This window comes from Alloalcanivorax venustensis (assembly GCF_047495515.1).
GTDB classification, from domain to species: domain Bacteria; phylum Pseudomonadota; class Gammaproteobacteria; order Pseudomonadales; family Alcanivoracaceae; genus Alloalcanivorax; species Alloalcanivorax venustensis.
The window spans coordinates 3,210,048-3,232,781 of sequence record NZ_CP179934.1 but is presented as its reverse complement, the minus strand read 5'-3'; the positions used below and the strand labels follow the sequence as shown (position 1 = coordinate 3,232,781).

Genomic DNA, 22,734 nt, shown 5'->3' with positions numbered 1-22,734 from the left:
ATGTTCAAGCAAGTGAAAGAGGACATCGCATCGGTTTTCAGCCGCGACCCGGCGGCGCGCAACACCCTAGAAGTGCTGCTCAACTATCCGGGCCTGCACGCGGTGCTGTTCCACCGTCTGGCGCACTGGCTGTGGCACCACAACCTCAAACAGCTGGCCCGGGTCCTGTCCACCTTCAGCCGCTGGCTCACCGGCATCGAGATTCACCCCGGCGCCAAGATCGGCCGGCGCTTTTTCATCGACCACGGCATGGGCGTGGTGATCGGTGAAACCGCGGAAATCGGCGACGATGTCACCCTCTACCACGGCGTTACCCTGGGCGGCACCAGCTGGGACAAGGGCAAGCGCCACCCGACCCTGGAAGACGGTGTGGTGGTCGGCGCCGGCGCCAAGGTGCTGGGCCCGTTCACCGTGCACAAGAACGCCAAGATCGGCTCCAACTCCGTGGTCACCAAGGAGGTGCCGGAAGGCGCCACCGTGGTCGGCATCCCCGGCCGCGTGATCGGCCGGCCGGTCAGCGAGCAGGAGAAGAACCGCCAGGAAATGGCTGAGAAAATCGGCTTCCAGGCCTATGGCGTCAGCAACGACATGCCCGACCCGGTGGCCGAGGCCATCGGCGCGCTGCTGGACCACATGCACGCGGTGGACGGCAAGCTCGACCGGGTGTGCGACAACCTCAAGCGCCAGGGCATCCAGGGTTGCGACGAGAAACTGCCAGAGCTCAACGCCGAGGACTTCGAGCCGGTGAAGGCGCGCGGCGGCACCGACTGAAGACACCTGGATGATTCAGACTCTGACGCGCTTGTTCCCGCTGTGGGCGGTGCTGTTTTCGGTATTCGCGTTTCTGTTTCCGGGTGGGCTGGCGCAGCTGTCCTGGGCGATCGTGCCGCTGCTGATGCTGATCATGTTCGGCATGGGCATGACGCTCACCTGGGCGGATTTCGCGGATGTGGCGCGGCGCCCGGCGGTGATTGGCCTGGGCGTGCTGCTGCAGTTCCTGGTCATGCCGCTGGTGGCGCTGGCGGTGGGTCTGTTGCTGGCGCTGCCGCCGGAGCTGCTGCTGGGCTTGGTGATCGTCGGCGCCTGCCCGGGCGGCACCGCGTCCAATGTGATCTGCTATCTGGCGCGGGCGGACGTGGCGCTGTCCATCACCATGACCTCGGTGTCCACCCTGGTGGCGGTGGTGGCCACGCCGCTGCTGGTGTGGGTCTACCAGGGCCAGAGCATCGAAGTGCCGGTGATGTCCATGCTCGGCTCCCTGGTGCAGATCGTGCTGCTGCCGGTGATCGCCGGCACCTTGCTGAACTCCCTGTTTCATCGCCCGCTGGAGCCGGTGCGGGCGGTATTCCCGCTGCTGTCGGTGGCCGCCATCGTGCTGGTGATCGGCGTGATCGTGGCGCTCAACCGGGACCGCATCGCGGTGGGTGGCGCGGCGGTGATGCTGGCGGTGGTGCTGCACAATGGGCTGGGGCTGGCGCTGGGGTACGGCGGCGCGCGGTTGATGCGTCTGGACCCGCGTCGCGCCCGCACGCTGGCCATCGAAGTGGGGATGCAGAATTCCGGCCTGGGCGTGGCGCTGGCGGTGAAGCATTTCTCCGCCGGTGCCGCGCTGCCCGGGGCGCTGTTCAGCGTCTGGCACAATCTGTCCGGGTCGGTGCTGGCCTGGTACTGGCGGCGCCGGCAACCGTAAAAGACGGTAATGCGGCCTGCCGGAGCGCCGTCGGGCTGGCAGACTGACCCTTAATGAAACGTCTCTCCCAAATCCTCGTGCTGTTGCTGCTGATCGCCGCGCCGCTGTTCGTGCTCGGCCTGCACCAGCAGTGGTGGTCGGAGCCGCGTCACTGGAACCCCTTCATGCCGCTGCACGTCACCGATCCGGTGACGCCGGTGACCGGCTGGAAGCTGTCGCGACTGGAGGGCCGGCCGCAGGCCTGCCTGGACGCGTTAAACACCGCGCCGGAGGACGCCCTCGACCACCTGCCGCTGGAGGACTACACCCCGGTGGAGAGCTGCCCGCTGACCAACGTGGTGCGGGTGCGCCGCACCGGGGTCACCTTCAACAACAGCTTCGTGGCCCGCTGCCCGCTGGCGCTGGCCTGGGTGATGTTCGAGCGCCACGGCCTGCAGCCCGCCGCCCGCGAACAGTTCGATCAGCCGGTCCGGACGGTGTGGCACTACGGCACCTTTTCCTGCCGCAATATTTACAACCGGGAAGAGGACCGGCGCAGCGATCACGCCACCGCCTCGGCGCTGGACCTGGCCGCGCTGACCCTGGCCGACGGCACCCGCATTTCAGTGCAGGACGACTGGGACGGGGAGGGCGACAAGGCCGCGTTCCTGCGCAGCCTGCAAAACCGGGCCTGTGAGTACTTCGGTACCGTGCTGGGGCCGGACTACAACCAGGCCCACGCGGACCACTTCCACCTGGGCCTGCGGGGCTTCCGGATCTGCCGCTAGCCGTGCCGTTCGCGGGGCAGCGTCAGGTACACCCCGACAATCAGCAGCGGCGCGCCCAGCAGATGGTGCCCGCCGAGCGCGGCGCCGAGCACCAGGAACGCGAACAGCGCGGTGAAGAACGGCGTGGACAGGCGCACCACGGTGGCGGCGGTGGGGGTGATGTGCTGGCACGCCAGCGGGTAGAGATAGCCCGGCGCCAGCGTCGACACCGCCGCCAGGCCCAGGAACAGGCCCCACTGGCCGGCATCGGGCACCGCCGCCGCCGGGCTGGCGAACGGCACGCTCACCAGCAGGCCGAGCACGCAGCCGATCAGCACCACGCTCCAGCCCTGGCCCTGCAGCCGGGTGCCGGCCTGCGAGTAGAGCGCCATGGCCAGGGCCGCCGCCAGCCCGCAGGCGTCGCCGATCAGGCGGCCCTGGTCGGCCTCAGGGGCCGTGACCGGCCCGCCCAGCAACACCACCGCCAGCCCGGCGAACGCCAGCAGACCGCCCAGCACCTCGCGGCCGGCCACCGGCTGGCGGCGCAGCACCCTCAGCAGCATCACGAAGAACGGCGATGTGGAGACCAGCAACGACACGCTCACCACGTCACTGAGATAGAACCCCACCGTGGCCAGCACATAGTAGGCGGCGAGCAGCACACCGCCGTACAGCGTCCGCTGATTGGGACGCTGAAAACCCCGGGTCAGGGTGAGCAGGACGGTGAGCAGCAGCGCGGCGGTGAGAAACCGGAACACCAGGGTGGTGCCGGTGGGCAGGTCGCGCAGCAGCGCCACCCAGATGCCAGTGGCGCCCCATTGGGCGCTGGCGAGCAGGGCGAGGGCAGTGCCTTTTTGTGTGTCGGAAGCCATGCCCCGCCCTCCGGAATGGGGTGTGTCAGACGTTGAACAGGAAGTTCAGCACGTCGCCGTCCTTGACCACATAGTCCTTGCCTTCGGCGCGCATCTTGCCGGCTTCCTTGGCGCCCTGTTCGCCGTTGCCGGCGACGTAATCGTCGTAGGCGATGGTTTGCGCGCGGATGAAGCCCTTCTCGAAGTCGGTGTGGATCACGCCGGCCGCCTGCGGCGCGGTGGCGCCGATCTTGATGGTCCAGGCGCGCACTTCCTTCTTGCCGGCGGTGAAGTAGGTCTGCAGGCCGAGCAGCTCGTAGCCGGCGCGGATCACCCGGTTGAGGCCGGGTTCTTCCATGCCCAGGTCGGCCAGGAAGTCGGCTTTCTCCTCGTCGTCCAGTTCGGCGATCTCGGATTCGATCTTGGCGCAGATCGGCACCACCGAGGCGTTTTCCTTCGCCGCCTGCTCGCGCACCAGGTCCAGCAACGGATTGTTGTCGAAGCCGTCCTCTTCCACGTTGGCGATGTACATGGTGGGCTTGAGGGTGAGCAGGTTGAGGCTGCGGATTGCCTTGCGCTCGTCATCGCTGAGGTTGGCGGCGCGCGCCGGTTCGCCCTCGTTGAGCAGCGGCAGCAGCTTTTCCAGCACCGGGATCAGCGCCTGGGCGTCCTTGTTCTGGCCCTTGGCGGCTTTCTGGGCGCGCTGCAGGGCGCGGTCCACGGAGTCCAGGTCGGCCAGCGCCAGCTCGGTGTTGATCACGGAAATGTCATCCAGCGGCGATACCTTGCCGGCCACATGGATCACGTTCTCGTCGTCGAAGCAGCGCACCACATGGGCGATGGCGTCGGTGTCGCGGATGTTGGCCAGGAACTGGTTGCCCAGGCCCTCGCCCTTGGAGGCGCCCGCCACCAGACCGGCGATGTCGACGAACTCCATGGTCGCCGGAATCACCTTCTCCGGGCTGACGATGGCGGCCAGCTTGTCCAGCCGCGGGTCCGGCACCGGGACCACGCCGGTGTTCGGCTCGATGGTGCAGAACGGGAAGTTCTCGGCGTCGATGCCGGCCTTGGTCAAGGCGTTGAAAAGGGTGGATTTGCCCACATTGGGCAGGCCCACGATACCGCACTGAATACCCATAACTGCACCTCCGTTTTCGAGGGCGCAATGCTACTCAAGCGCGGGCCAAAATGCGACAGGCGAGAAACGACGGGTTGCCAGGGAGCCGGCTCCGGGGGGCGCTGCCGCCGCTCAGCGCGGCCGGGGGCACCGCTAGACTGGCGCCATAAAGGAGGGAAGGACACCATGACCGAACGCATCCTCTATCAATTTCCGATATCCCATTACTGCGAAAAGTCCCGCTGGCAGCTCGACTATAAAGGCCTGGTATACCGCACCCGCAACCTGCTGCCGGGGCCGCACCGGCTGCGCACCCAGTGGATGGCGCGCATTAACACTCTGCCGGTACTGCGTGACGGCCAGCGGGTGGTGGGGGATTCCACCAAAATCGCCTACTACCTGGAAAAGCATTACCCGGAACGCTCGCTGATTCCCACCGACGCGGAGTCCCGCGCCCGGGTCATCGAGCTGGAACAGCAACTCGACCGGGTGGCGGTGCACGTGCGCCGCTGGCTCTACGGCCAGATTATCGACCGTCCGGAAGTGATGGACGCCATGCTCGATCCCTACCGGTTGCCGTCACCGGTGCAGAAGGTCCTGGCGCCGGTCACCCGGGAAGGCGTTCGCCGCCTGTACCGCATCGAACCCAAGGCGGTGGCCCACTCCGGGCAACGGCTGGAAGAGGGGCTGGAACTGGTGGAGGAGACCTTGCGGCGCGGCAACGGCCGCTACCTGGTGGGCGAGCGGCTCACCCTGGCGGACATCACCGCCGCCGGGCTGCTGGCGCCGCTGGTCAGCCCGGCCGGTACGCCCTGGGACATTTTCGAGGAAGGCACGCTGCCGGCGGCGCTGCAGAAGCAGCTCGACGATTTGCGCGAGCGCCCGGCGGGCCAATGGGTGCTGGCACGCTACGCCGAGGACCGGTAAACCTGGCTCAGGCGCGGAAGCCGTTGAGGCCGTTCATGGCGTGGCTGAATTCGCCGCGCAGCATGTCCGGGGTAAACCGCACCGCTTCGTCGATGGCCCGTTCGATCAGCTCACGGTCGGCGGCGGAGGGTTTGTTCAATACGTGGGGGGTGACCAGCTGGGCGCTGCCCGGGTGGCCGATACCAATACGCAGACGGTAGAAGTCCTTGCTGTTGCCGTGGCGGGCAACGATATCGCGCAGACCATTGTGGCCGCCGTGTCCGCCGCCCTGCTTGAAGCGGGCCACGCCCGGGGGCAGGTCCAGTTCATCGTGGGCCACGAGCATCTGCGTGACGGGAATCTTGAAGAAGTTCGCCAGGGCCGAGGTGGATTGGCCGCTGCGGTTCATATAGGTGGTGGGCACCAGCAGGCGGATGGTTTCGCCTTCGAAGGTGAAGGTGCCGGTGGCACCGAAGTATTTCTTGTCTTCGTTAAGAAAGATGCCCTGGGCACGGGCCAGGGCATCCACATACCAGACTCCGGCGTTGTGGCGGGTGGCGTCGTATTCGGGGCCCGGATTGCCCAGGCCCACGATCAGTCGTACCGGTTCCGCCATCATCGCGCTCAGTCTTCGGAGGGCTTCTCTTCGCCTTTGCCGCCGTCTTTCTCGGCGGCGTCTTCCTGACCGTCCTCGTCCTCATCGTCGTCGCTGGCACGCACTTTCGGAGTGTGTACGGCAACGATGGGCTGGTCGTGGTCTTCACCGTAGGCCAGCTGGGTCAGGGTCACACCGGCGGGCAGCTTGATGTCGGACAGGTGCAGCACCTGGTCCAGCTCCACGGCGATCAGGTCCACCTCGATGTATTCCGGCAGATCCTTGGGCAGACAGCTGATTTCCACTTCGGAAATGTTGCGGTGGATTTCGCCACCCTGCTTCTTCACACCGATGCAGGCTTCTTCGTTGGTGTAGTGCAGCGGCACGGTCATGGTGATTTCATGGCCGGCTTCCACGCGCATGAAGTCAGCGTGAATCGGGAAACCGCGGGCCGGATCGCGCTGCAGATCGCGCAGAACCGCCTGCTGCTTCTTGCCGTCCAGCTTCAGCGTCAGGATGTGGCTGTAGAAGGCCTCGGTTTCCAGGGCTTTCTTCAGCTCACGGGTCTCCAGTGAAATCATCACGGGGTCGGCGTGGCCGCCATAGATAATGGCCGGTACGCGACCGTGCAGACGACGCAGGCGGCGGCTCGCACCTTTCCCCGTGTCGCTGCGGCTTTCAGCGGTCAATTCGAATTCGTTGGACATGGTCCTGTCTCCATTAAGCTCTCCGGCACCCCGCGACCAGGCGCACCGAAAAGGTTGCGATAAGCCCGAAACGGGCGTCCCCGGAACGGGGAGGGGGCGGATTATGCCGGAAATCCCCGGGCTACACCAGTTCCAGGCGGTCGAACATGGCGGACAACGATTCCTCGTTGTTCACCCGGCGGATGGTTTCCGCCAGCATCGGCGCCAGGCGCAGCACGCGGATCTTGTCGCACTGACGGCCCTGCTCGGACAGCGGGATGGTGTCGGTGACCACCAACTGGTCCATGGCGCTGTTGCTGATGTTGTCGATGGCCGGGCCGGACAGCACCGGGTGGGTGCAGTAGGCGATCACCTTGGCGGCGCCGTGGTCCTTGAGGGCCTGGGCGGCTTTGCACAGAGTGCCGGCGGTGTCGACGATGTCGTCCACCAGCACGCAGGTGCGGCCTTCCACCTCACCGATGATGTGCATCACCTGGGATTCGTTGGCCTTGGGGCGGCGCTTGTCGATGATCGCCAGATCGGCGTCGTTGAGCTGCTTGGCCAGGGCGCGGGCACGGACCACGCCGCCCACGTCCGGGCTCACCACCATCAGGTCGTCGTGCTTCTGACGCTCGATGTCGGCCACGAACAGGGGCGTGCCGTAGACGTTGTCCACCGGGATGTCGAAGAAGCCCTGGATCTGGTCGGCGTGCAGGTCCACGGTCACCACCCGGTCGATGCCCACGGCGGTGATCATGTCGGCGACCACCTTGGCGGTGATCGGCACCCGCGCGGAACGCACCCGGCGGTCCTGGCGGGCGTAACCGAAGTAGGGGATCACGGCGGTGATGCGGCCGGCGGAAGAGCGCCGCAGGGCGTCGGCCATCACCAGCAGTTCCATCAGGTTGTTATTGGTGGGCTGGCAGGTGGACTGGACGATGAACACGTCCTTGCCGCGCACGTTTTCCTGAATGTCCACGGCCACTTCGCCGTCGCTGAAAACGCCGACGTCGGCATCGCCGAGGGGAATGTTGATCTGCTCGGCCATGGAGCTGGCCAGTTCGGGATTGGCGTTGCCGGCGAAAATAACGAGTTTGGACACTGGCGTCCCCTGGCTTTCAAGTAATGAATTTAGGGTTTGTCCTTACGGAAAGAAATGGCTGGGGTACCAGGACTCGAACCTGGGAATGACGGGATCAAAACCCGCTGCCTTACCAACTTGGCTATACCCCAACACTAACTTGCTCAGGTGGCGTGTCACGCCGGCCCTGAATTCTGTCTGGCTCGAAGCGTCGCCAGTGCCTCATGGAGAGGTGAGATTTCAGTGCTTCGAGCCACAAAACCTGTCCAGTATTCCGGCAAGTGCCGCAGTGCGTTATGCGCGTCTTGCTGGTCGGCGAAGTGTGCGAAACAACAAGCGCCGGTACCGGTCATGCGGGCGTTGCCCGCTTCGCTTTGGAGCCAGTCGAGCGCTTTATCCACGGCGGGAAAAAGGCGCCGGGCCACGGCTTCGCAGTCGTTGTGCCCTTCCTTCAGGAAGGCCTCGAAAGTGGCCGCCCCAAGCGAGGCCGGTAATGTAATGGCGGGGGTGTGCCTTGTCAATTCCCCGTCGCCGAAAATTCGAGCGGTTGAAACGGAGACCCCGGGATCGACCACCAGAAACCAGAGTGGCGGCAATTCAACGGCTTGCAAGCGCTCGCCCACGCCCTCCGCCCAGGCGTTGCGGCCGCGCACGAACACCGGCACGTCCGCGCCCAGGCTCAGCCCCAGCCGCGCCAGGGTGTCCACGTCCAGGTCCAGCCCCCAGAGCAGATTCAGCCCCCACAGCGCGGTGGCGGCGTCGGAGGAGCCGCCGCCCACGCCGCCGCCGGCGGGCAGCCTCTTGCGCAGGTGCAGGCGCGCGCCGGCGGTGTGGCCGGTCTCCTGTTGCAGCAGCCGGGCGGCGCGCAGCACCAGATTGTCGTCGTTCACCGGCAGCGCCGGGTTGTCGCAACGCAAGCTGAGGGTGTCGGCGGGGGCGAAATCCAGGGTGTCGCCGTGGTCGAGCAGCACGAACAGGGTCTGCAGCAGGTGGTAGCCATCCTGGCGCCGGCCGTTGATGTGCAAAAACAGGTTCAGTTTGGCCGGCGCCGGCAGGGAAAACGGAGCCATGATCAGGGCTGGCTGGGCAGCGGCTGCCACTCGCGGATCAGCAGGGTAAAGCTGTCGGCGCCCTGGCGCGCCTTGATGCGGTGGGGCAGCGCCACCCGGCCCACGGTCTCGTAGCGGTCGAATTCCAGATCCCAGCCCAGCTGGCTCAGCTGGATCAGCCGGCCCTCGTCGTTTTCCTGTGACTGCGCCGGTGCGCCCGGCCACACCAGGCCGCGGCTCCAGTATTCCAGCGCCGATACCGGCAGCCAGAAACCGGTCAGGTGCCAGGCCAGTTCGCCGGGCGTGCGGGCCTGCCATTCACCCTGGGACGTTTCCAGGCGGGCCATGCCCGGCTGCCAGGTCAGTGCCGCGCTGCCGAAGCCGAGCGGGCCGGAGAAGCGGATTTCGCCGTAGCGCGGGGCCTGCTGCCAGTCGAAGCTGGCGGAGCCGCCGTCGTCGGCGGTGCGGTAACCGAGCTTGCCGCTCATTTCCCAGCGCTGGATCTGCTCGGCGCGGGTGAAGTCGGTGGGGGCCAGCGGGGCTTGTTGGCAGGCGCTCAGAAACAGCGCCAAAGGCAGCCACCAAAAACGGCTCGCGTTGCTCAAAGTGTTACCTCCAGGCGTTGCAGGGTTTCCAGTATCCGCTCGGCGTCCGGGCTTTGCTCCAGCGCCGTGGCCCACACCCGGCGCGCATCGTCTTCTTCACCCAGCACCCACAGCACCTCGCCAAGGTGGGCGCTCACTTCCGGGTCCGGGAACTGGGCGTAGGCGCGGCGCAGGAACGGCAGAGCGTCCTCAGGCCGGCCCAGCCGGTAGAGCACCCAGCCCATGGAATCGAGAATCGCCGGGTCGTTGGGCTGCTGTTCCAGGGCGCGGCGAATCATCTCGTGGGCCTGCTCCAGATGCACGCCCTGATCCGCCCAGGTGTAACCCAGGGCGTTCAGCGCGGCGGGGTCGTCGGGTTGCTGTTCCAGCACCCGGCGCAGGTCCGCTTCCATGGCCTGATAATCGTCCAGGTTGCCGGCGGTCATCGCCCGGGCGTAGAGCAGTTCGGGATTGTCCGGGGCGGTTTCCAGTGCCCGGTCGAGCAGGGCCAGGGCGGATTGCGGGTCGCCGTTGGCGGCGCGCATATCGGCCTCGCTGATCCACAGCAGGGTGGCCTGCTCCGGGTATTGATGGGTCAGGCTGGTGATCAGTGCGTGGGCCTGCTCGCCGCGGCCCTCGGCGTACATCAGCCGGGCGGCCTGCACCTGCGCCTGCAGGCTTTCACCGCCTTTCACCTTCAGGTAGTAATCGATCGCGCTTTTGGTATTGCCGCGCTGCTCCGCCGCCTGGCCCAGATGCAGGCGCATTTCATTGGGGCGGTAACCTTGGCGCAGCAGCCGCTGCAGAATGGCCTCGGCGGAATCCATGGCGCCGGATTCCAGCGCCAGCAGAGCCAGGGAATACTGCAGATCCAGGTCGCGGGGATTTTGCTCGGCCAGAGTGGTCAGTTGCTCGTTGGCCTGGCCGTAACGGCCGGCGGCCAGCAGCAGGCGCACATAGGCCACCCGAGGGCGGCGCGCTTCGGGGGCGTCGTCGACGATATCGCTGAGCTCGCTCAGCGCCTTGTCACGGCGGCCCTGCTCAAACAGGATCTGGGTGCGCAGCAGCGCGGCTTCGCCGTGGTCCGGGTCCTGGTCCAGGGCGGTGTCCACCGCCTCCAGGGCGCCGTCCAGGTCGCTCTGCTGACGCCGGTCCAGGGCCCGGGCGTACCACAGCGGCGCCTGCTCCGGGTAGCGCTCGGCGAGCCCGGACAGGGCGTTGAGCAGCCGTTGGTTGGCGCCTTCGTCCAGGCCGCGCGCCTCCGCCACCAGCGGGATCAGCGCTTCGCTGCCGTGCACCGCGAGCAGCCGGTCGATGGATTCGGTGGCCTGTTCCGGGCGTTCCAACTGGATGTCGGCCAGCGCCGCCAGGCGCAGGGCGTCGGCATTATCGGGCTGGCGCTCCAGCCACAGGCCGGCCAGGTGCCGGGCCTGCTCATGCTCTTCCAGATAGGTGGCGAGCTTGGTGGCCTGAGCGATGATTTCCGGGTCGTGGGTGGTTTCCGCCGCCCGCGCGTAATAGGCCATGGTGACCCGCAGGCTTTGCCGTTGGGCGGCGCTTTCCGCCACCAGCAGATCGCCCAGGGTTTCGCCGTCGTATTCGATCGGCGGGAGGTCCCGGGGCGGCGCGGCCGGGGCGGGGTCTTGCGGTGTGGATGGCATCTGCGAGCAGCCGGCCAGGGCGAACAGGGCGGCGGCGAGGAGCGATGGGCGTGATTTCATCGGCTGGCTATCAAAGGACATTGAGCCGCTACTATCGCACAGCCGCGCGCCGGCCCCAAGGGCGGGGGCGACGTTGTTTTGCGGGGCGCTTTCGCGCAAAATGCGACACCCTTGCGCGTATCAGGGCCTAACCCCATCGGGTCGTCATCATTTCTTATGAATCTCATCGCAGTCGGCGTTAATCACACCACCGCGGATGTGGAGCTGCGCGAGCAGCTGGCATTTTCCGCCGCTCAAGCGGATGACGCCCTGGTTGCCCTGCGCGAGCTTCCCGGTATCCGCGAAGCGGCGCTGCTGTCCACCTGCAACCGTACCGAAGTGTACTGCCTGATCGACGGCGAAACGCCGGATTTCGGGGAGTGGCTGGCGCAGGCCCGGCGCATGCCGGTGGAGACCCTGCGGCGGGTCCTTTATACCCACCGGGACGAAAAAGCCCTGGAGCACCTGATGCGGGTGGCCGGCGGCCTGGATTCCATGGTGCTCGGCGAACCGCAGATTCTCGGCCAGCTGCGCGAGGCCTACGCCCGCGCCCACGAGGCGGGGCTGATCAACGGCGAGCTGGGCCGGGTGTTCCAGGACGTGTTCTCGGTGGCCAAGCGCATCCGCACGGAAACCGGCATCGGCGCCAACCCGGTGTCGGTGGCCTACGCGGCGGTGTCGTTCGCTCGGCATATCTTCGCCGACCTGAAGCAGAGCCGCGCCCTGTTGATCGGCGCCGGCGAAATGATCGAGCTGGTGGCCCGGCACCTGGAAGAACAGCAGGTGCACGAAATCGTGATCGCCAACCGCACCCAGGGCCGCGCCGACGACCTGGCCGCCCAGGTGGGCGGACGCGGCATCGGCCTCGAAGAGCTGCCGGTGGCGCTGGAGCACGCGGACATTCTGATCTCCTGCACCGCCTCGCCGCTGCCGGTGCTGGGCAAGGGCACCGTGGAGCGGGCGCTCAAGCGCCGCCGCCACCGGCCGATGTTCATGGTGGATATCGCCGTGCCCCGCGACATCGAGCCGGAAGTCGGCGAACTGGACGACGTCTATCTGTACACCGTGGATCACCTCCAGGAGGCGATCCAGGAAAACGTGCGCGCCCGCCAGGAAGCCGCCGAGCAGGCCGGCGCCCTGATCGACGAGGCGATTCGCCGCCACCACCGCAGCCGCCGCGAACAGCGGGCCGTGGGGGTGCTGCGTGACTACCGGCGCCAGGGCACCGAGCTGGCCGACCAGGAGCTGCAGCGGGCCCTGGCGCAGTTGGAAAAGGGCGGCGACCCGGAACAGGTGCTGCGCCGCTTCAAACACAGCCTGGTCAACAAATGGCTGCACCAGCCGAGCGTGGGCCTGCGCCGGCTGGCCGCCGAAGGCCGCGCCGAGGCGCTCGCCATGGCGCGGGAAATACTGCTCGACCAGGATAACCTGGACGATCAGCCATCCGATCAGGAATCCGATCAAGAATAGCGGGAACCCCATGCAAGCATCGCTGAACGGCAAACTGGAAAAACTGATGGAGCGGTTCGAGGAGGTCAGCGGCCTGCTTTCCGATCCGGATATTATTGCCGATCAGAAGCAATTCCGGAGCCTGTCCAAGGAGTACGCCGAGCTGGAAGCGGTGGTGAAGGCCTACCGCGCCTACCGGGCCAGCGAACAGGAACTGGAAAGCGCCCGCGCCCTGCTCGACGACGGCGACCCGGAAATGCGCGAGATGGGCGCCGAGGAAGCCCGCCACGCCCAGCAGCGCATCGACGAGCTGGACGAAGAATTGCAGCGCCTGATGTTGCCCCGCGACCCCCGCGACGGCGCCGACGTCTATCTGGAAATCCGCGCCGGCACCGGCGGCGACGAGGCGGCGCTGTTCGCCGGCGATCTGTTCAAGATGTACTCCCGCTACGCCGACCAGCGCGGCTGGAAAGTGGAGATCGTCAGCGCCAGCGAGGGCGAACACGGCGGCTATAAGGAAGTGATCGCCCAGGTGTCCGGCGACGACGTCTATTCGCGCCTCAAGTTCGAGTCCGGCGCCCACCGGGTGCAGCGGGTGCCGGCCACCGAATCCCAGGGCCGCATCCACACCTCGGCCTGCACGGTGGCGGTGCTGGCGGCGGCGGAGGACGCCGGCGACATCGAGATCCGTAACGAGGATCTGCGCATCGACACCTACCGCTCCTCCGGCGCCGGCGGCCAGCACGTCAACACCACCGATTCGGCGGTGCGCCTGACCCACCTGCCCACCGGCGTGGTGGTGGAGTGCCAGGACGAGCGCAGCCAGCACAAGAACAAGGCCAAGGCCATGTCGCTGCTCAAGGCGCGGCTGCTCGACGCCCGCGAAACCGCGGCCCACGCCGAACAGGCCGCCGAGCGCAAATCCATGGTCGGCTCCGGGGACCGCTCCGAACGCATCCGCACCTATAATTTCCCCCAGGGCCGGCTCACCGACCACCGCATCAATCTGACCCTGTACCGGCTCAACGAGATCATTGCCGGCGACCTGGACGAAGTGATTGGTGCCTTGCTGTCCGAGCACCAGGCCGGCCAGCTCGCCGCCCTCGCCGACGGGCAGGGCTAGGCGGTCGCCGTGCGACTGGACGACGCCCTGCGCCAGGCCCGCGAACAGCTGGCCGCTTCGCCCAGCCCGGGCCTGGACGCGGAACTGCTGCTTTGCCGCGTGATCGGTGAATCGCGCACCTACCTGCGCACCTGGCCGGAGCGCACCCTCAGCGACAGCCAGCAGCGGGTGTTCCAGGCCCTGGTGCGGCGCCGCGCCGAGGGCGAACCGGTGGCCCACCTCACCGGCGAGCGGGAATTCTTCGGCCGGCCGTTTCTGGTCAACCCGCACACCCTGATCCCGCGCCCGGACACCGAAACCCTGGTGGAAGCGGTGCTGGAAACCCTCCCCGAGAGCGAATTGCGGGCGGTGGACCTGGGCACCGGCAGCGGCGCCATCGGCGTCACCCTGGCGCTGGAACGCCCGGCCTGGAGCCTGACCCTCACCGACGCCAGCCGGCCGGCCCTGGCGGTGGCGCGGGACAACGCCGAGCGCCTGGGCGCCCGGGTCGGCCTGGTGTGCTGCGACTGGCTCGACGGCCTGGGCGGCCCCTTCGATCTGATCGTCAGCAACCCGCCCTACATCGATCCGCAGGACGCGCATCTGGAGCAGGGCGACCTGCGCTTTGAGCCGCGCTCGGCGCTGGCCGCCAACGATCACGGCCTCGCCGACCTGCGCGTGATCGCCGCCCAGGCCCACGACACCCTGGCGCCGGGCGGCTGGCTGGTGCTCGAGCACGGCTTCGACCAGGGCGGCGCGGTGCGCACTTTGCTCGGCGAACGGGGTTTCCAGGACGTGACCACCCGGCAGGACCTGGAAGGCCGCGACAGGGTAACCTTGGGCCATGTCTGACTACCACGGCGACGCCCTCAACGACGATCAGCTGCTGCGCTATAGCCGGCAGCTGCTGCTTCAGGAATTTGATCTCGACGGCCAGCAGGCGCTGGCCGGCGCCACCGTACTGCTGGTGGGCTGCGGCGGCCTGGCCAATCCGGCGTCGCTGTATCTGGCCGGCGCCGGGGTGGGGCGGTTGCTGTTGGTGGACGATGACCGGGTCGACGCCAGCAACCTGCACCGGCAAATCGCCTTTCGCGGCGACCAGGTGGGCGAGGGCAAGGCCGGGGCGCTGGCGGCGCAGCTGCGCGCGCTCAACCCGGACGTGCTGGTCGAGCCCCACGCCGCCCGCGCCGACCGTGAATGGCTGGACCGGCACGTGCCCGACGTCGATCTGGTGCTCGACTGCAGCGACAACTTCGCCACCCGCCAGGCCGCCAATGCCGCCTGTGTGGCGCACCGCAAACCGCTGGTGAGCGGCGCCGCCATCCGTCTCGACGGCCAGCTGGCGGTATTTGATCTGCGCCGTCCGGACAGCGCCTGCTACGCCTGCGTGTACGGCGCCGGCACCGACGGCGACCTGGCCTGCAGCGAAGCGGGCATCCTCGGGCCGGTGGTCGGCACCGTGGGCACCCTGCAGGCGCTGCTCGCCATTCATCTGCTCACCGGTACCCCGGTGGCGCCGGTGCTGAGAGTTTTCGACGGCCGCACCCTGGGCTGGCGCGAAGTGGCCTTCAAGAAGGACCCGGGCTGCCCGGTGTGCGGCGCTGGCTAGCCGGCGGTGGCCGACCGGTACTGTTCAAAAAAAGCCCGGCTGTCGGCGTAGGCGCCGAAAATACCGCCCTCCCGCTCCAGGCTGTTCAGCACTCCCTGATGCAGGTCCGGGCGCGCGGCGCCGCAGCAATCTTCCAGCAGCAGACAATCGAACCCGCGATCATTGGCTTCACGCATGGTCGAGGACACGCACACGTCGGTGGTGACGCCGAGCAGCAGCAGATGGCGAATCCCCCGGCTGCGCAATATCTGCTCCAGGTCGGTGGCGTAGAAAGCGCCGTTGCCGCACTTGTCCACCACCGGCTCGCCGTCCAGCGGCCGCATCTCGTCAATAAAATCCCAGCCTTCCTCGTCGCGCACCAGCAGCCGGCCGAGCGGCCCGGGGCTGCCGATGGCGGCGCCGGCGCGGGCCGCGCGCAGGCGCTTGCAGTCGTTCAGGTCGGACAGGTCACGGCGGTGGCCCTCGCGGGTATGGACCACCGTCAGGCCCAGTTCCCGGGCCGCCGCGAGGGCGTCGCGGGCCGGCGCCACGCTGCGCCGGGTGTGTTCCAGCGATTCACCGAGGCTGGCGAAGTAGCCGCGCGGATCAAGAAAGTCCTTCTGCATGTCGATGGCCAGCAGCGCGGTGTCGTCGGCGCGCCACCGGCCCGCCACCGGCCAGGGGTAGGGCACGCTGCAGCGGCTGCTGTCGAACGCGTCCAGCGGTATCTTCGGAGCGGAGACGCTGTTCATTGGTCGCTCCCCTCGGCCTCTTCCAGCCAGGTGGTGGGGAAGCGCAGTTTGACGTTATCCGCGTTGCCGATGACGGCGCCGGTGCCGCTTTCGATGCCGACGAAACCGGCGCTGGGCACCCCTTCGCCGAGCAGGCCGTGCTCGAACGCGAAGCCGGTGATCTGCTTCTGCGTGGCGACGAACTCTTCGCCGGTAATCAGAGCTTGTGCCTGCTCCGGGTCCAGGAAGTCGATGGTGCGCAGCTGGCTGCGGGCCCCGGCCAGGTCCGTGTTGAGGGTGTCGGCGGTGAACGCCATCAGGGCGTCGTGGCGCGGGTGTTCCGGGTCCAGCAGGGCGGCGGCTTCGTACCAGGCGCCGGCGATGGCGCGGCCCAGGTCCGGGTTATCCCGCACTGCCTCGGTGCGCAGGATCATGGTGTCCAGCAATTCGCCGTAGATGTCCGAGGAATCAAACACCAGGGTGGTGTCCGGGTACTGGGCGAGAATTTCGCTGAGCTGCGGTTTCCAGGTGGCCACGGCCTGGGTATCCGAGGACTCGAACACACTGGCGATGTCCGCGTCCGAGGTGTTGACCACGGTCACGTCCCGCTCGCTCAGGCCCTGGGTCTGCAGAGCCCGGGCCAGCATGTAGTGGGAGCCGGACAGCTCCACCAGATTGATCCGCGTGCCCTCCAGGTCGGCCACGCTTTTGTCCTTGCCGCGCAGCACGATGCCGTCGCTGCCGTTGGAGGTGCTCAGCGGCATGATCACGGTGGTGTCCACGCCGGAGGCGGCGGGAATGGTGAGCGCGTCCAGCGACATGGCGATCACCGCGTCGAACTGGCCCAGGGAAAACTGGGTGATGGCTTCCACGTAATCGTTCATCTGCACCGCTTCCAGATCGAAGCCGTAGCGGTCGCCCCATTTCTCCAGAATGCCGTTTTCCTCGGCGTAGGCCAGGGGCATGGAGCCGGCGTACAGGGTCCAGGCGACGCTGTAGGATTCGCGGGCCTGGGTCGGGCCGGTGACGGCCACGAGCAACAGGGTAAGCAGCAGGGCGGGGCCCCGGGTCAGGCGCTTGGCGCTAACGTGCATGACGATCTCCCGAAAGTGTAAGCGAGCCTCCACCATAAAAAGCGGGCGGCCCGGCTAACATGACGGAGCTTGCAGGTTCACGTGCGCACCGCCGCCAGCAGTGCCTCGACGAACGCCTGGATAACCGGCCGGCTGGCGCTGTCCGGGTGCATCGCCACCTGCAGATCGCTGGCGTGGCGCAGGCGTTCGGTGTCCAGCGCGACCAGCTCGCCGCGGGCCACCCAGGGCGCGGCGTAATGATCCGGCAAAAAGCCCAGGTGGCCGCCGCTGAGAATCAGCACGGCGATCGCTTCCAGGTTGGCGGTGAAGGTAATGCGCTCGCGCTCGCCGAGATTGAGCAACGCCATTTCCTGGTCGTGCAGAAAACGCCGGGACACCAGGCGGCTTTTCGCCAGGACGTCGCGGCGCCGGCCGGCGGGCACGCCGACGATCGGGTGGTCGGCGGCGGCATAGAGGTTGTCGGTTTCCTGATAGAGCGGCTGGTAGTGAAGCTGGTCGTGGCGGCTTTCAAACACGCTGATCGCCAGGTCCAGCCGTTTCTCCAGCAACTGCCGCTCCATCTCTTCCGGGGCCAGCACCTCCAGGCCCAGGCGCACCTCATCGCGGGGCGGGCTCTGGAAGGCGCGCAGCGCCGGCACCAGCGGACAGTTCGGGTCGGTGATGATGTTGTCGATAATGCCCAGCCGCAGTTGCCCGCTGGCCACGCCGCGCAGCCCCTCCACGGTCTGTTCGAAGCCGCGCAGCGAGGTGAACAGCCGCAGCGCCTGCTGGTGCACGGTTTCCCCTTCCGGAGTGAGCCGGAAGCCCTGGCGGCCCCGCTCGCACAGGCGCACGCCCAGGCGGCTTTCCAGCTGGCTGAGCGCGCGGCTGATGGTGGAGGCGTCCTTGTTGAGCGGCCCCTGGGCATTGGCGATGCCGTTGGCTTCCACCACGGCGAAGAAAATCTGCAGCGAATTCAGGTCGGCGCCGGCCAGTTTCATGGCGTTCTCCCGGAAAGCGTCACCACCTGGGCGTTCAGTTCGGTGATCTGGCGCGCCATGTCGGTCATCAGGCCGTGGATCAGCGACGGCTTGGCGCGGATCAGGTGATGGAAACCGTCGCTGGGAATGTGCATCGCCGCGCAGCGGCTGCGGGCGCGCACGGTGGCGCCACGGGGCGCGCCGGTGAGCACCGCGATGGCGCCCAGCAGCTCGCCCTCGGTGACCCGGCCCACCACCACGTCGTCGACCAGCACATCGGCTTCGCCCTCGAACAGGTTGTAGACGCCGTCGGCGCGGTCGCCCTGGCGCAGTATCAGATCGCCGGGGTGGAAATAGGCGAAGCGCGAGCCGGTGTGGTTTTCCTCCGGCGTCAGCGCGGCCAGGCAGCGGGTCAGCAGCGCCTGCTGCGTGATCAGCAACTCGCTCCAGCGACGCGCCCGTTCGGGAACGGCGAGGATTTCCTCGAGCAGGTCGACGAAATCATAGCCGGCCAGCAGCACCGCGCCGTCCGCCTGAAAGGTGACGCCGTCGTCCGGGTCCGGGACGATCACGTCGCCTTCGTCCCACAGCAACAGGCGCCGCCCCTGGCAGCAGGCCGCCAGGGTGCCGCCGCGCACCACGTACAGGCGCTGCGCGGCCAGGCCATCGCGGCGGGCGTCGGTGGTGGCGGGCAGCGACAGGCTCCGTGGTGTTTGGCGCAGGCCGCGGATCACGGCGTCGCCCAGTTGTTTGTAGTGTCGGGCCAGAGCGGGCAGGCCTTCCAGCGGTTCGCCCAGGGGTATCATGCGTTGCGTACTTCCACGGCTTGCGACGGGTTGAAAAGGCTAAGCAGAGATTATGCCATCTTGATGACCCGGGTGCGGCGCGGTGACGGGCTGGGCGTCAGTAGTCCCGCTGGCGGGGACGGAAGCGGGGCTCGCGCTTTTTCAGGTTGGCGGCCATGGCCTCGCCCTGATTGCGGCCGCGCAGCAGCTTGAACTGCAGGCTGGATTCCCGGTCGAAAGCCTGGTCCTCGGCGGCATGGCGGGTGCTGTGGAACAGCGCCTTGGTGGCGCTGACCGCGTCCGGCGAGCGGGTGAGGATGGCGTCGGCCAGGGCCCGCGCCGCCTGTTCGGGCTGCTCCGCCACCTGCGTGACCAGGTGCAGGGTTTTGGCTTCCACGGCGTCGAAACGGCGGCCGGTCATGGCCAGTTCCTTGGCCACATCCATGGGCACTAATTCGCGCAAAGTGACGGTTCCGGTCATGTCCGGGATCAGCCCCCATTTGCTTTCCATCACCGACAGCTCGCAGTCCGGCGTGGCGATGCGGAAATCCGCCGCCAACGCCAGCTGCAGGCCGCCGCCGTAGCAGTAGCCGTGCAGCACTGCGATCACCGGCACCGGCAGTTCCCGCCAGGCCCAGCAGGCCTGCTGGAACAGGTTGGTTTTCTTGACGCCGAACTTGGTGAACGCCAGCAGCATTTTCAGCGGCGTTTTGGTAACGGTGGCGAAGTCGAGCCCGGCGCAGAACGCCTTGCCTTCACCGCGCAGAATCACCACCCGCACGTCGCGGTTTTTCTTCACGACCTTGGCGGTGCGAACCAGCGCCTGGAGCGTCTCCAGATCAAGACCGTTGTACTTTTCCGGGCGGTTCAGCGATACCGTCGCGATGTGGTCGTTGATCGAGAGCGTGACGCGGGATTCGTTCATGGCAGTTCCTGTTGGGGACGGCAAGTTCAAAGCTGAAAGGGCGCGCCTGTGGGAGCGGGCTTGCCCGCGAAAGGCAAGCGCAGCTTGCCGGCAGGATACCAGAGACGTCTATAGCAATGGCTTCAACGACGTCTCTGGTATCCTGCCGGGCGGTCTCCGCCCTTTCGCGGGCAAGGCCCGCTCCCACATTCAGCTACAGCTTTTGCTGCAATAGTTGGTTGACCTGCTGCGGGTTCGCCTTGCCCTGGGTGGCCTTCATGACCTGGCCGACGAAGAAGCCGATTTTCTTTTTCCGTTTGGCGTCGTCGGAGTTGCGGTAGTCCTCCACCTGGGCGGGGCTGTCGGCGATCACCTGGTCGACGATTTTTTCCAGCTCGCCGCTGTCGCTCATCTGCTTGAGGCCCTGCGCCTCGATGATCCGGTCCGGGCTGCCGTCACCGTTCCAGCAGGCTTCGAACACCTGCTTGGCGATCTTGGAACTGATGGTGCCGTCCTTGAGGCGCTGGATCAGCTCGCCGAGATGCTCGGCGGACACCGGGCTGTCGGCGATGTCCTTGTCTTCCGCGTTGAGTTTGGCGGCCAGTTCGCCCATCACCCAGTTGGCGGCCAGCTTGGCGTCGCCGCCGTGCTCGGCGGCGGTTTCGAAGTAGCGCGCCGTGGCGATGGAGCCGGACAGCAGGTCGGCGTCGTAGGCCGACAGCTGATACTGCTCGATGTAGCGCGCCTTGCGGGCGTCCGGCAGTTCCGGCAGCTCATCGCGCAGGGTTTGGATGTCCTCTTCGCTGACCATCACCGGCAACAGGTCCGGGCACGGGAAGTAACGGTAATCGTTGGCGTCTTCCTTGGTGCGCATGGAGCGGGCGGTGTTGGTCTCGCCGTTATAGAGCCGCGTTTCCTGAACGATTTCGCCGCCGTCCTCGAGCACGTCGATCTGCCGCGCCACTTCCAGGGCGATGGCTTTTTCCATGAAGCGGAACGAGTTCAGGTTCTTGGTTTCGGTACGCGTGCCGAGCGGCTCGCCGGGGCGGCGCACGGAAATGTTGACGTCGAAACGCATGTTGCCCTGGGACATGTCGCCGTCGCAGATGCCCAGAGACGTGACGATGGAATGCAGCTTGCGGGCGAACGCCACCGCCTCTTCGGCGCCGCTCATGTCCGGTTCCGACACGATTTCGATCAGCGGCGTGCCGGCGCGGTTGAGATCAATCCCCGTCTGACCGTGAAAGTCCTCGTGCAGGGATTTACCGGCATCCTCTTCCAGGTGGGCGTGGTGAATACGCACCAGCTTCTTGTCACCGCTTTCCAGTTGAATTTCCACTTCGCCGGCGCCGACGATGGGCTCCGCCAGCTGCGTGGTCTGGTAGCCCTTGGGCAGGTCCGGATAAAAATAATTTTTCCGTTCGAACACCGAGCGGCGGGCGATGTCCGCGTTCACCGCCAGGCCGAACCGGATAGCGTTGCGGATCGCTTCCCGGTTCACCACCGGCAGGGTGCCGGGCATGCCCAGATCGATCAGGCTGGCGTGCCGGTTGGGGTCGTCGCCGGTTTGCGTGCTGGTGCCGGAAAAGATTTTTGATTGGGTGGCCAGTTGCACGTGCACTTCCAGGCCGATCACCACTTCCCAGTTTCCTGAATGGCTCATGCGAAACCTCCCGGCGCCTGTTGATGCCAGTCCGTGGCCATTTGATAGCGGTGCGCCACGTTCAGTATGCGACCTTCCTGGAAATAGTTGCCGATCACCTGGGTGCCCGCGGGCAGACCGTTGATAAAGCCACTGGGCATGGACAGCGCCGGCAGGCCGGCCAGGTTCACGGCGATGGTGAACACGTCGGCCATGTACATGTTGACCGGGTCGTCCGCCTTGGCGCCCAGTTTGAAGGCGGTTTCCGGCGAGGTGGGGCCCATGATCACATCCACGTCCTTGAACGCCCGGGAGAAATCATCGCGGATCAGACGGCGTACTTTCTGCGCGCGCTTGTAGTAAGCGTCGTAATAGCCAGCGGACAACGCATAGGTGCCCACCAGGATGCGGCGCTTCACTTCGGCGCCGAAGCCTTCCGAGCGGGAGCGCTTGTACAGGTCTTCCAGGTCCTTGGGATCCTCGCAGCGGTAGCCGAAGCGCACGCCGTCGAAGCGCGAAAGGTTGGAGCTGGCTTCCGCCGGCGCGATCACATAATAAGCCGGCACCGACAGCTTGATGCTGGGCAGCGACAGCTTGACCAGCTTGGCGCCCTGTTTTTCCAGTTCGCGCATGGCTTCGCGGGCGTTATCGGCGATCGCGCCGTCCAGATTGTCGGGGAAAAATTCTTCCGGCACGCCGATTTTCAAGCCGTCCACGCTCTGATCCAGAGCACCGAGGTAATCGTCCACCGGTTCGTTCAGGCAGGTGGAGTCTTTCTCGTCGTGGCCGGCCATGGCCTGCAGCATCAGCGCGCAGTCGGCGGCGGACAGACCCAGCGGGCCGGCCTGATCCAGACTGGAGGCGAAGGCGATCATGCCCCAGCGCGACACCCGGCCGTAGGTGGGCTTGAGGCCGGTGACGCCGTTCAGCGCCGCCGGCTGGCGGATCGAGCCGCCGGTGTCGGTGCCGGTGGCGCCGGGGGCCAGCCGCGCCGCCAGGCCGGCGGCGGCACCGCCGGACGAACCGCCGGGCACCCGCTCGGTGTCCCAGGGGTTTTTCACCGGGCCGTAGAAGCTGGTTTCGTTGGACGAGCCCATGGCGAATTCGTCCATATTGGTCTTGCCCAGCATCACCGCGCCTTCGGCCGCCATTTTTTCCACCGCCGTGGCGGTGTAGGGGGCGATGAAATTATCCAGCATCCGCGAGCCGCAACTGGTGCGCACGCCCTCGGTGCAGAAAATATCCTTGTGCGCGATCGGCAGGCCGGTGAGCAGGCGATGGTCGCCGGCGGCGATGGCCTGGTCGGCGGCGTCCGCCTGCCGCAGGGCCTGCTCCTCGGTGACGGTGATAAAGCTGTTGAGCTCGCCGTCGTGCCGTTTGATGCGCTCCAGGAAGTGCTCGGTGAGCTCCCGGGAGGAAAAGTCCCCGGCTTGCAGGCCGGCTTTGAGTTCGGTCAGTGTTTTATCGTGCATGTG

The 22,734-nt window shown here is 66.9% G+C and carries 23 protein-coding genes and 1 tRNA gene; 8 read left to right on the top strand and 16 right to left on the bottom strand.

Annotated elements, in window-relative coordinates:
- From cysE to ACMG4O_RS15155, 3 genes are read left to right on the top strand one after another with little or no spacing between them, the layout of a single operon-like run.
- Nucleotides 1-771 carry a serine O-acetyltransferase gene (gene cysE, locus ACMG4O_RS15165; protein WP_142948969.1) on the top strand — a complete coding sequence of 257 codons (771 nt, stop codon included), beginning with the start codon at nt 1-3 and terminating at the stop codon, nt 769-771.
- Nucleotides 772-781: 10 nt separating this feature from the next.
- A complete protein-coding gene (locus tag ACMG4O_RS15160; protein ID WP_414434098.1) occupies nt 782-1,690 on the top strand; it encodes a bile acid:sodium symporter family protein in 909 nt (302 codons plus the stop codon).
- A 53-nt stretch (nt 1,691-1,743) separates the two neighbouring features.
- Complete coding sequence (locus ACMG4O_RS15155; protein ID WP_300526089.1) at nt 1,744-2,457, top strand: extensin family protein; 714 nt, start codon at nt 1,744-1,746, stop codon at nt 2,455-2,457.
- Here the strand turns inward: ACMG4O_RS15155 and ACMG4O_RS15150 are convergent.
- Nucleotides 2,454-3,308 (bottom strand): DMT family transporter, encoded by an 855-nt coding sequence (locus tag ACMG4O_RS15150; protein ID WP_414434097.1) that lies wholly within the window; start codon nt 3,306-3,308, stop codon nt 2,454-2,456. The two genes, ACMG4O_RS15155 and ACMG4O_RS15150, sit on opposite strands and share 4 nt — an antisense overlap.
- A gap of 25 nt (nt 3,309-3,333) precedes the next feature.
- Nucleotides 3,334-4,425: a redox-regulated ATPase YchF gene (ychF, locus tag ACMG4O_RS15145; protein WP_300526085.1), complete on the bottom strand. Its 1,092-nt coding sequence runs from the start codon at nt 4,423-4,425 to the stop codon at nt 3,334-3,336.
- A 165-nt stretch (nt 4,426-4,590) separates the two neighbouring features.
- On the opposite strand from ychF, the gene ACMG4O_RS15140 reads away from it, so the two are divergent.
- Nucleotides 4,591-5,331 (top strand): glutathione S-transferase family protein, encoded by a 741-nt coding sequence (locus ACMG4O_RS15140; RefSeq protein ID WP_300526083.1) that lies wholly within the window; start codon nt 4,591-4,593, stop codon nt 5,329-5,331.
- 7 nt (nt 5,332-5,338) lie between these two features.
- Here ACMG4O_RS15140 and pth read toward each other — a convergent pair whose 3' ends face one another.
- From pth to ACMG4O_RS15105, 7 genes are all read right to left on the bottom strand, one after another.
- The gene (gene pth / locus ACMG4O_RS15135; protein WP_142948958.1) at nt 5,339-5,926 is read right to left on the bottom strand and encodes an aminoacyl-tRNA hydrolase; all 588 of its coding nucleotides are present in this window, start codon (nt 5,924-5,926) and stop codon (nt 5,339-5,341) included.
- 8 nt (nt 5,927-5,934) lie between these two features.
- The gene (locus ACMG4O_RS15130) at nt 5,935-6,612 is read right to left on the bottom strand and encodes a 50S ribosomal protein L25/general stress protein Ctc (RefSeq protein ID WP_370201860.1); all 678 of its coding nucleotides are present in this window, start codon (nt 6,610-6,612) and stop codon (nt 5,935-5,937) included.
- Between the two features lie 121 nt (nt 6,613-6,733).
- Entirely contained in the window at nt 6,734-7,693 is a 960-nt protein-coding gene (locus ACMG4O_RS15125) for a ribose-phosphate pyrophosphokinase (protein WP_067610391.1), read from the bottom strand.
- 55 nt (nt 7,694-7,748) lie between these two features.
- Nucleotides 7,749-7,824, bottom strand: a tRNA-Gln gene (locus ACMG4O_RS15120).
- A 24-nt stretch (nt 7,825-7,848) separates the two neighbouring features.
- Nucleotides 7,849-8,742: a 4-(cytidine 5'-diphospho)-2-C-methyl-D-erythritol kinase gene (ispE, locus tag ACMG4O_RS15115; RefSeq protein WP_370201861.1), complete on the bottom strand. Its 894-nt coding sequence runs from the start codon at nt 8,740-8,742 to the stop codon at nt 7,849-7,851.
- Between the two features lie 2 nt (nt 8,743-8,744).
- Complete coding sequence (gene lolB, locus ACMG4O_RS15110) at nt 8,745-9,326, bottom strand: lipoprotein insertase outer membrane protein LolB (RefSeq protein ID WP_300526075.1); 582 nt, start codon at nt 9,324-9,326, stop codon at nt 8,745-8,747.
- Nucleotides 9,323-11,047, bottom strand: a complete 1,725-nt coding sequence (locus ACMG4O_RS15105) for a tetratricopeptide repeat protein (RefSeq protein ID WP_370201862.1) — start codon at nt 11,045-11,047, stop codon at nt 9,323-9,325. The genes lolB and ACMG4O_RS15105 overlap by 4 nt, the downstream gene beginning before the upstream one ends.
- A gap of 135 nt (nt 11,048-11,182) precedes the next feature.
- Here ACMG4O_RS15105 and hemA point away from each other — a divergent pair, with 135 nt between their 5' ends.
- Genes hemA through ACMG4O_RS15085 form a run of 4 tightly spaced genes read left to right on the top strand, consistent with a single transcriptional unit; the run spans nt 11,183 to nt 15,165 of the window.
- Nucleotides 11,183-12,475, top strand: a complete 1,293-nt coding sequence (gene hemA / locus ACMG4O_RS15100; protein ID WP_142948954.1) for a glutamyl-tRNA reductase — start codon at nt 11,183-11,185, stop codon at nt 12,473-12,475.
- A 10-nt stretch (nt 12,476-12,485) separates the two neighbouring features.
- Nucleotides 12,486-13,577: a peptide chain release factor 1 gene (gene prfA, locus ACMG4O_RS15095; RefSeq protein ID WP_194855044.1), complete on the top strand. Its 1,092-nt coding sequence runs from the start codon at nt 12,486-12,488 to the stop codon at nt 13,575-13,577.
- A 9-nt stretch (nt 13,578-13,586) separates the two neighbouring features.
- Nucleotides 13,587-14,408 carry a peptide chain release factor N(5)-glutamine methyltransferase gene (prmC, locus tag ACMG4O_RS15090; RefSeq protein WP_414434096.1) on the top strand — a complete coding sequence of 274 codons (822 nt, stop codon included), beginning with the start codon at nt 13,587-13,589 and terminating at the stop codon, nt 14,406-14,408.
- Entirely contained in the window at nt 14,401-15,165 is a 765-nt protein-coding gene (locus ACMG4O_RS15085) for a HesA/MoeB/ThiF family protein (RefSeq protein WP_414434095.1), read from the top strand. Before prmC ends, ACMG4O_RS15085 begins: the two co-directional genes overlap by 8 nt.
- Here the strand turns inward: ACMG4O_RS15085 and ACMG4O_RS15080 are convergent.
- From ACMG4O_RS15080 to gatA, 7 genes are all read right to left on the bottom strand, one after another.
- Nucleotides 15,162-15,896 carry a cysteine hydrolase gene (locus ACMG4O_RS15080; RefSeq protein ID WP_335629026.1) on the bottom strand — a complete coding sequence of 245 codons (735 nt, stop codon included), beginning with the start codon at nt 15,894-15,896 and terminating at the stop codon, nt 15,162-15,164. The genes ACMG4O_RS15085 and ACMG4O_RS15080 overlap by 4 nt on opposite strands.
- Complete coding sequence (locus ACMG4O_RS15075; protein ID WP_194855046.1) at nt 15,893-16,969, bottom strand: putative urea ABC transporter substrate-binding protein; 1,077 nt, start codon at nt 16,967-16,969, stop codon at nt 15,893-15,895. The genes ACMG4O_RS15080 and ACMG4O_RS15075 overlap by 4 nt, the downstream gene beginning before the upstream one ends.
- Before the next feature lie 77 nt (nt 16,970-17,046).
- Entirely contained in the window at nt 17,047-17,949 is a 903-nt protein-coding gene (locus ACMG4O_RS15070; RefSeq protein WP_142948946.1) for a LysR family transcriptional regulator, read from the bottom strand.
- Nucleotides 17,946-18,734, bottom strand: coding sequence for a Crp/Fnr family transcriptional regulator (locus tag ACMG4O_RS15065; RefSeq protein ID WP_414434094.1), 789 nt, complete (start codon nt 18,732-18,734; stop codon nt 17,946-17,948). The genes ACMG4O_RS15070 and ACMG4O_RS15065 overlap by 4 nt, the downstream gene beginning before the upstream one ends.
- A 97-nt stretch (nt 18,735-18,831) precedes the next feature.
- A complete protein-coding gene (locus ACMG4O_RS15060; RefSeq protein WP_370201866.1) occupies nt 18,832-19,638 on the bottom strand; it encodes a crotonase/enoyl-CoA hydratase family protein in 807 nt (268 codons plus the stop codon).
- A gap of 193 nt (nt 19,639-19,831) precedes the next feature.
- Complete coding sequence (gene gatB, locus ACMG4O_RS15055) at nt 19,832-21,280, bottom strand: Asp-tRNA(Asn)/Glu-tRNA(Gln) amidotransferase subunit GatB (RefSeq protein WP_414434093.1); 1,449 nt, start codon at nt 21,278-21,280, stop codon at nt 19,832-19,834.
- A complete protein-coding gene (gene gatA, locus ACMG4O_RS15050; protein ID WP_142948940.1) occupies nt 21,277-22,731 on the bottom strand; it encodes an Asp-tRNA(Asn)/Glu-tRNA(Gln) amidotransferase subunit GatA in 1,455 nt (484 codons plus the stop codon). Before gatA ends, gatB begins: the two co-directional genes overlap by 4 nt.
- Between the last annotated feature and the right edge of the window lie 3 nt (nt 22,732-22,734).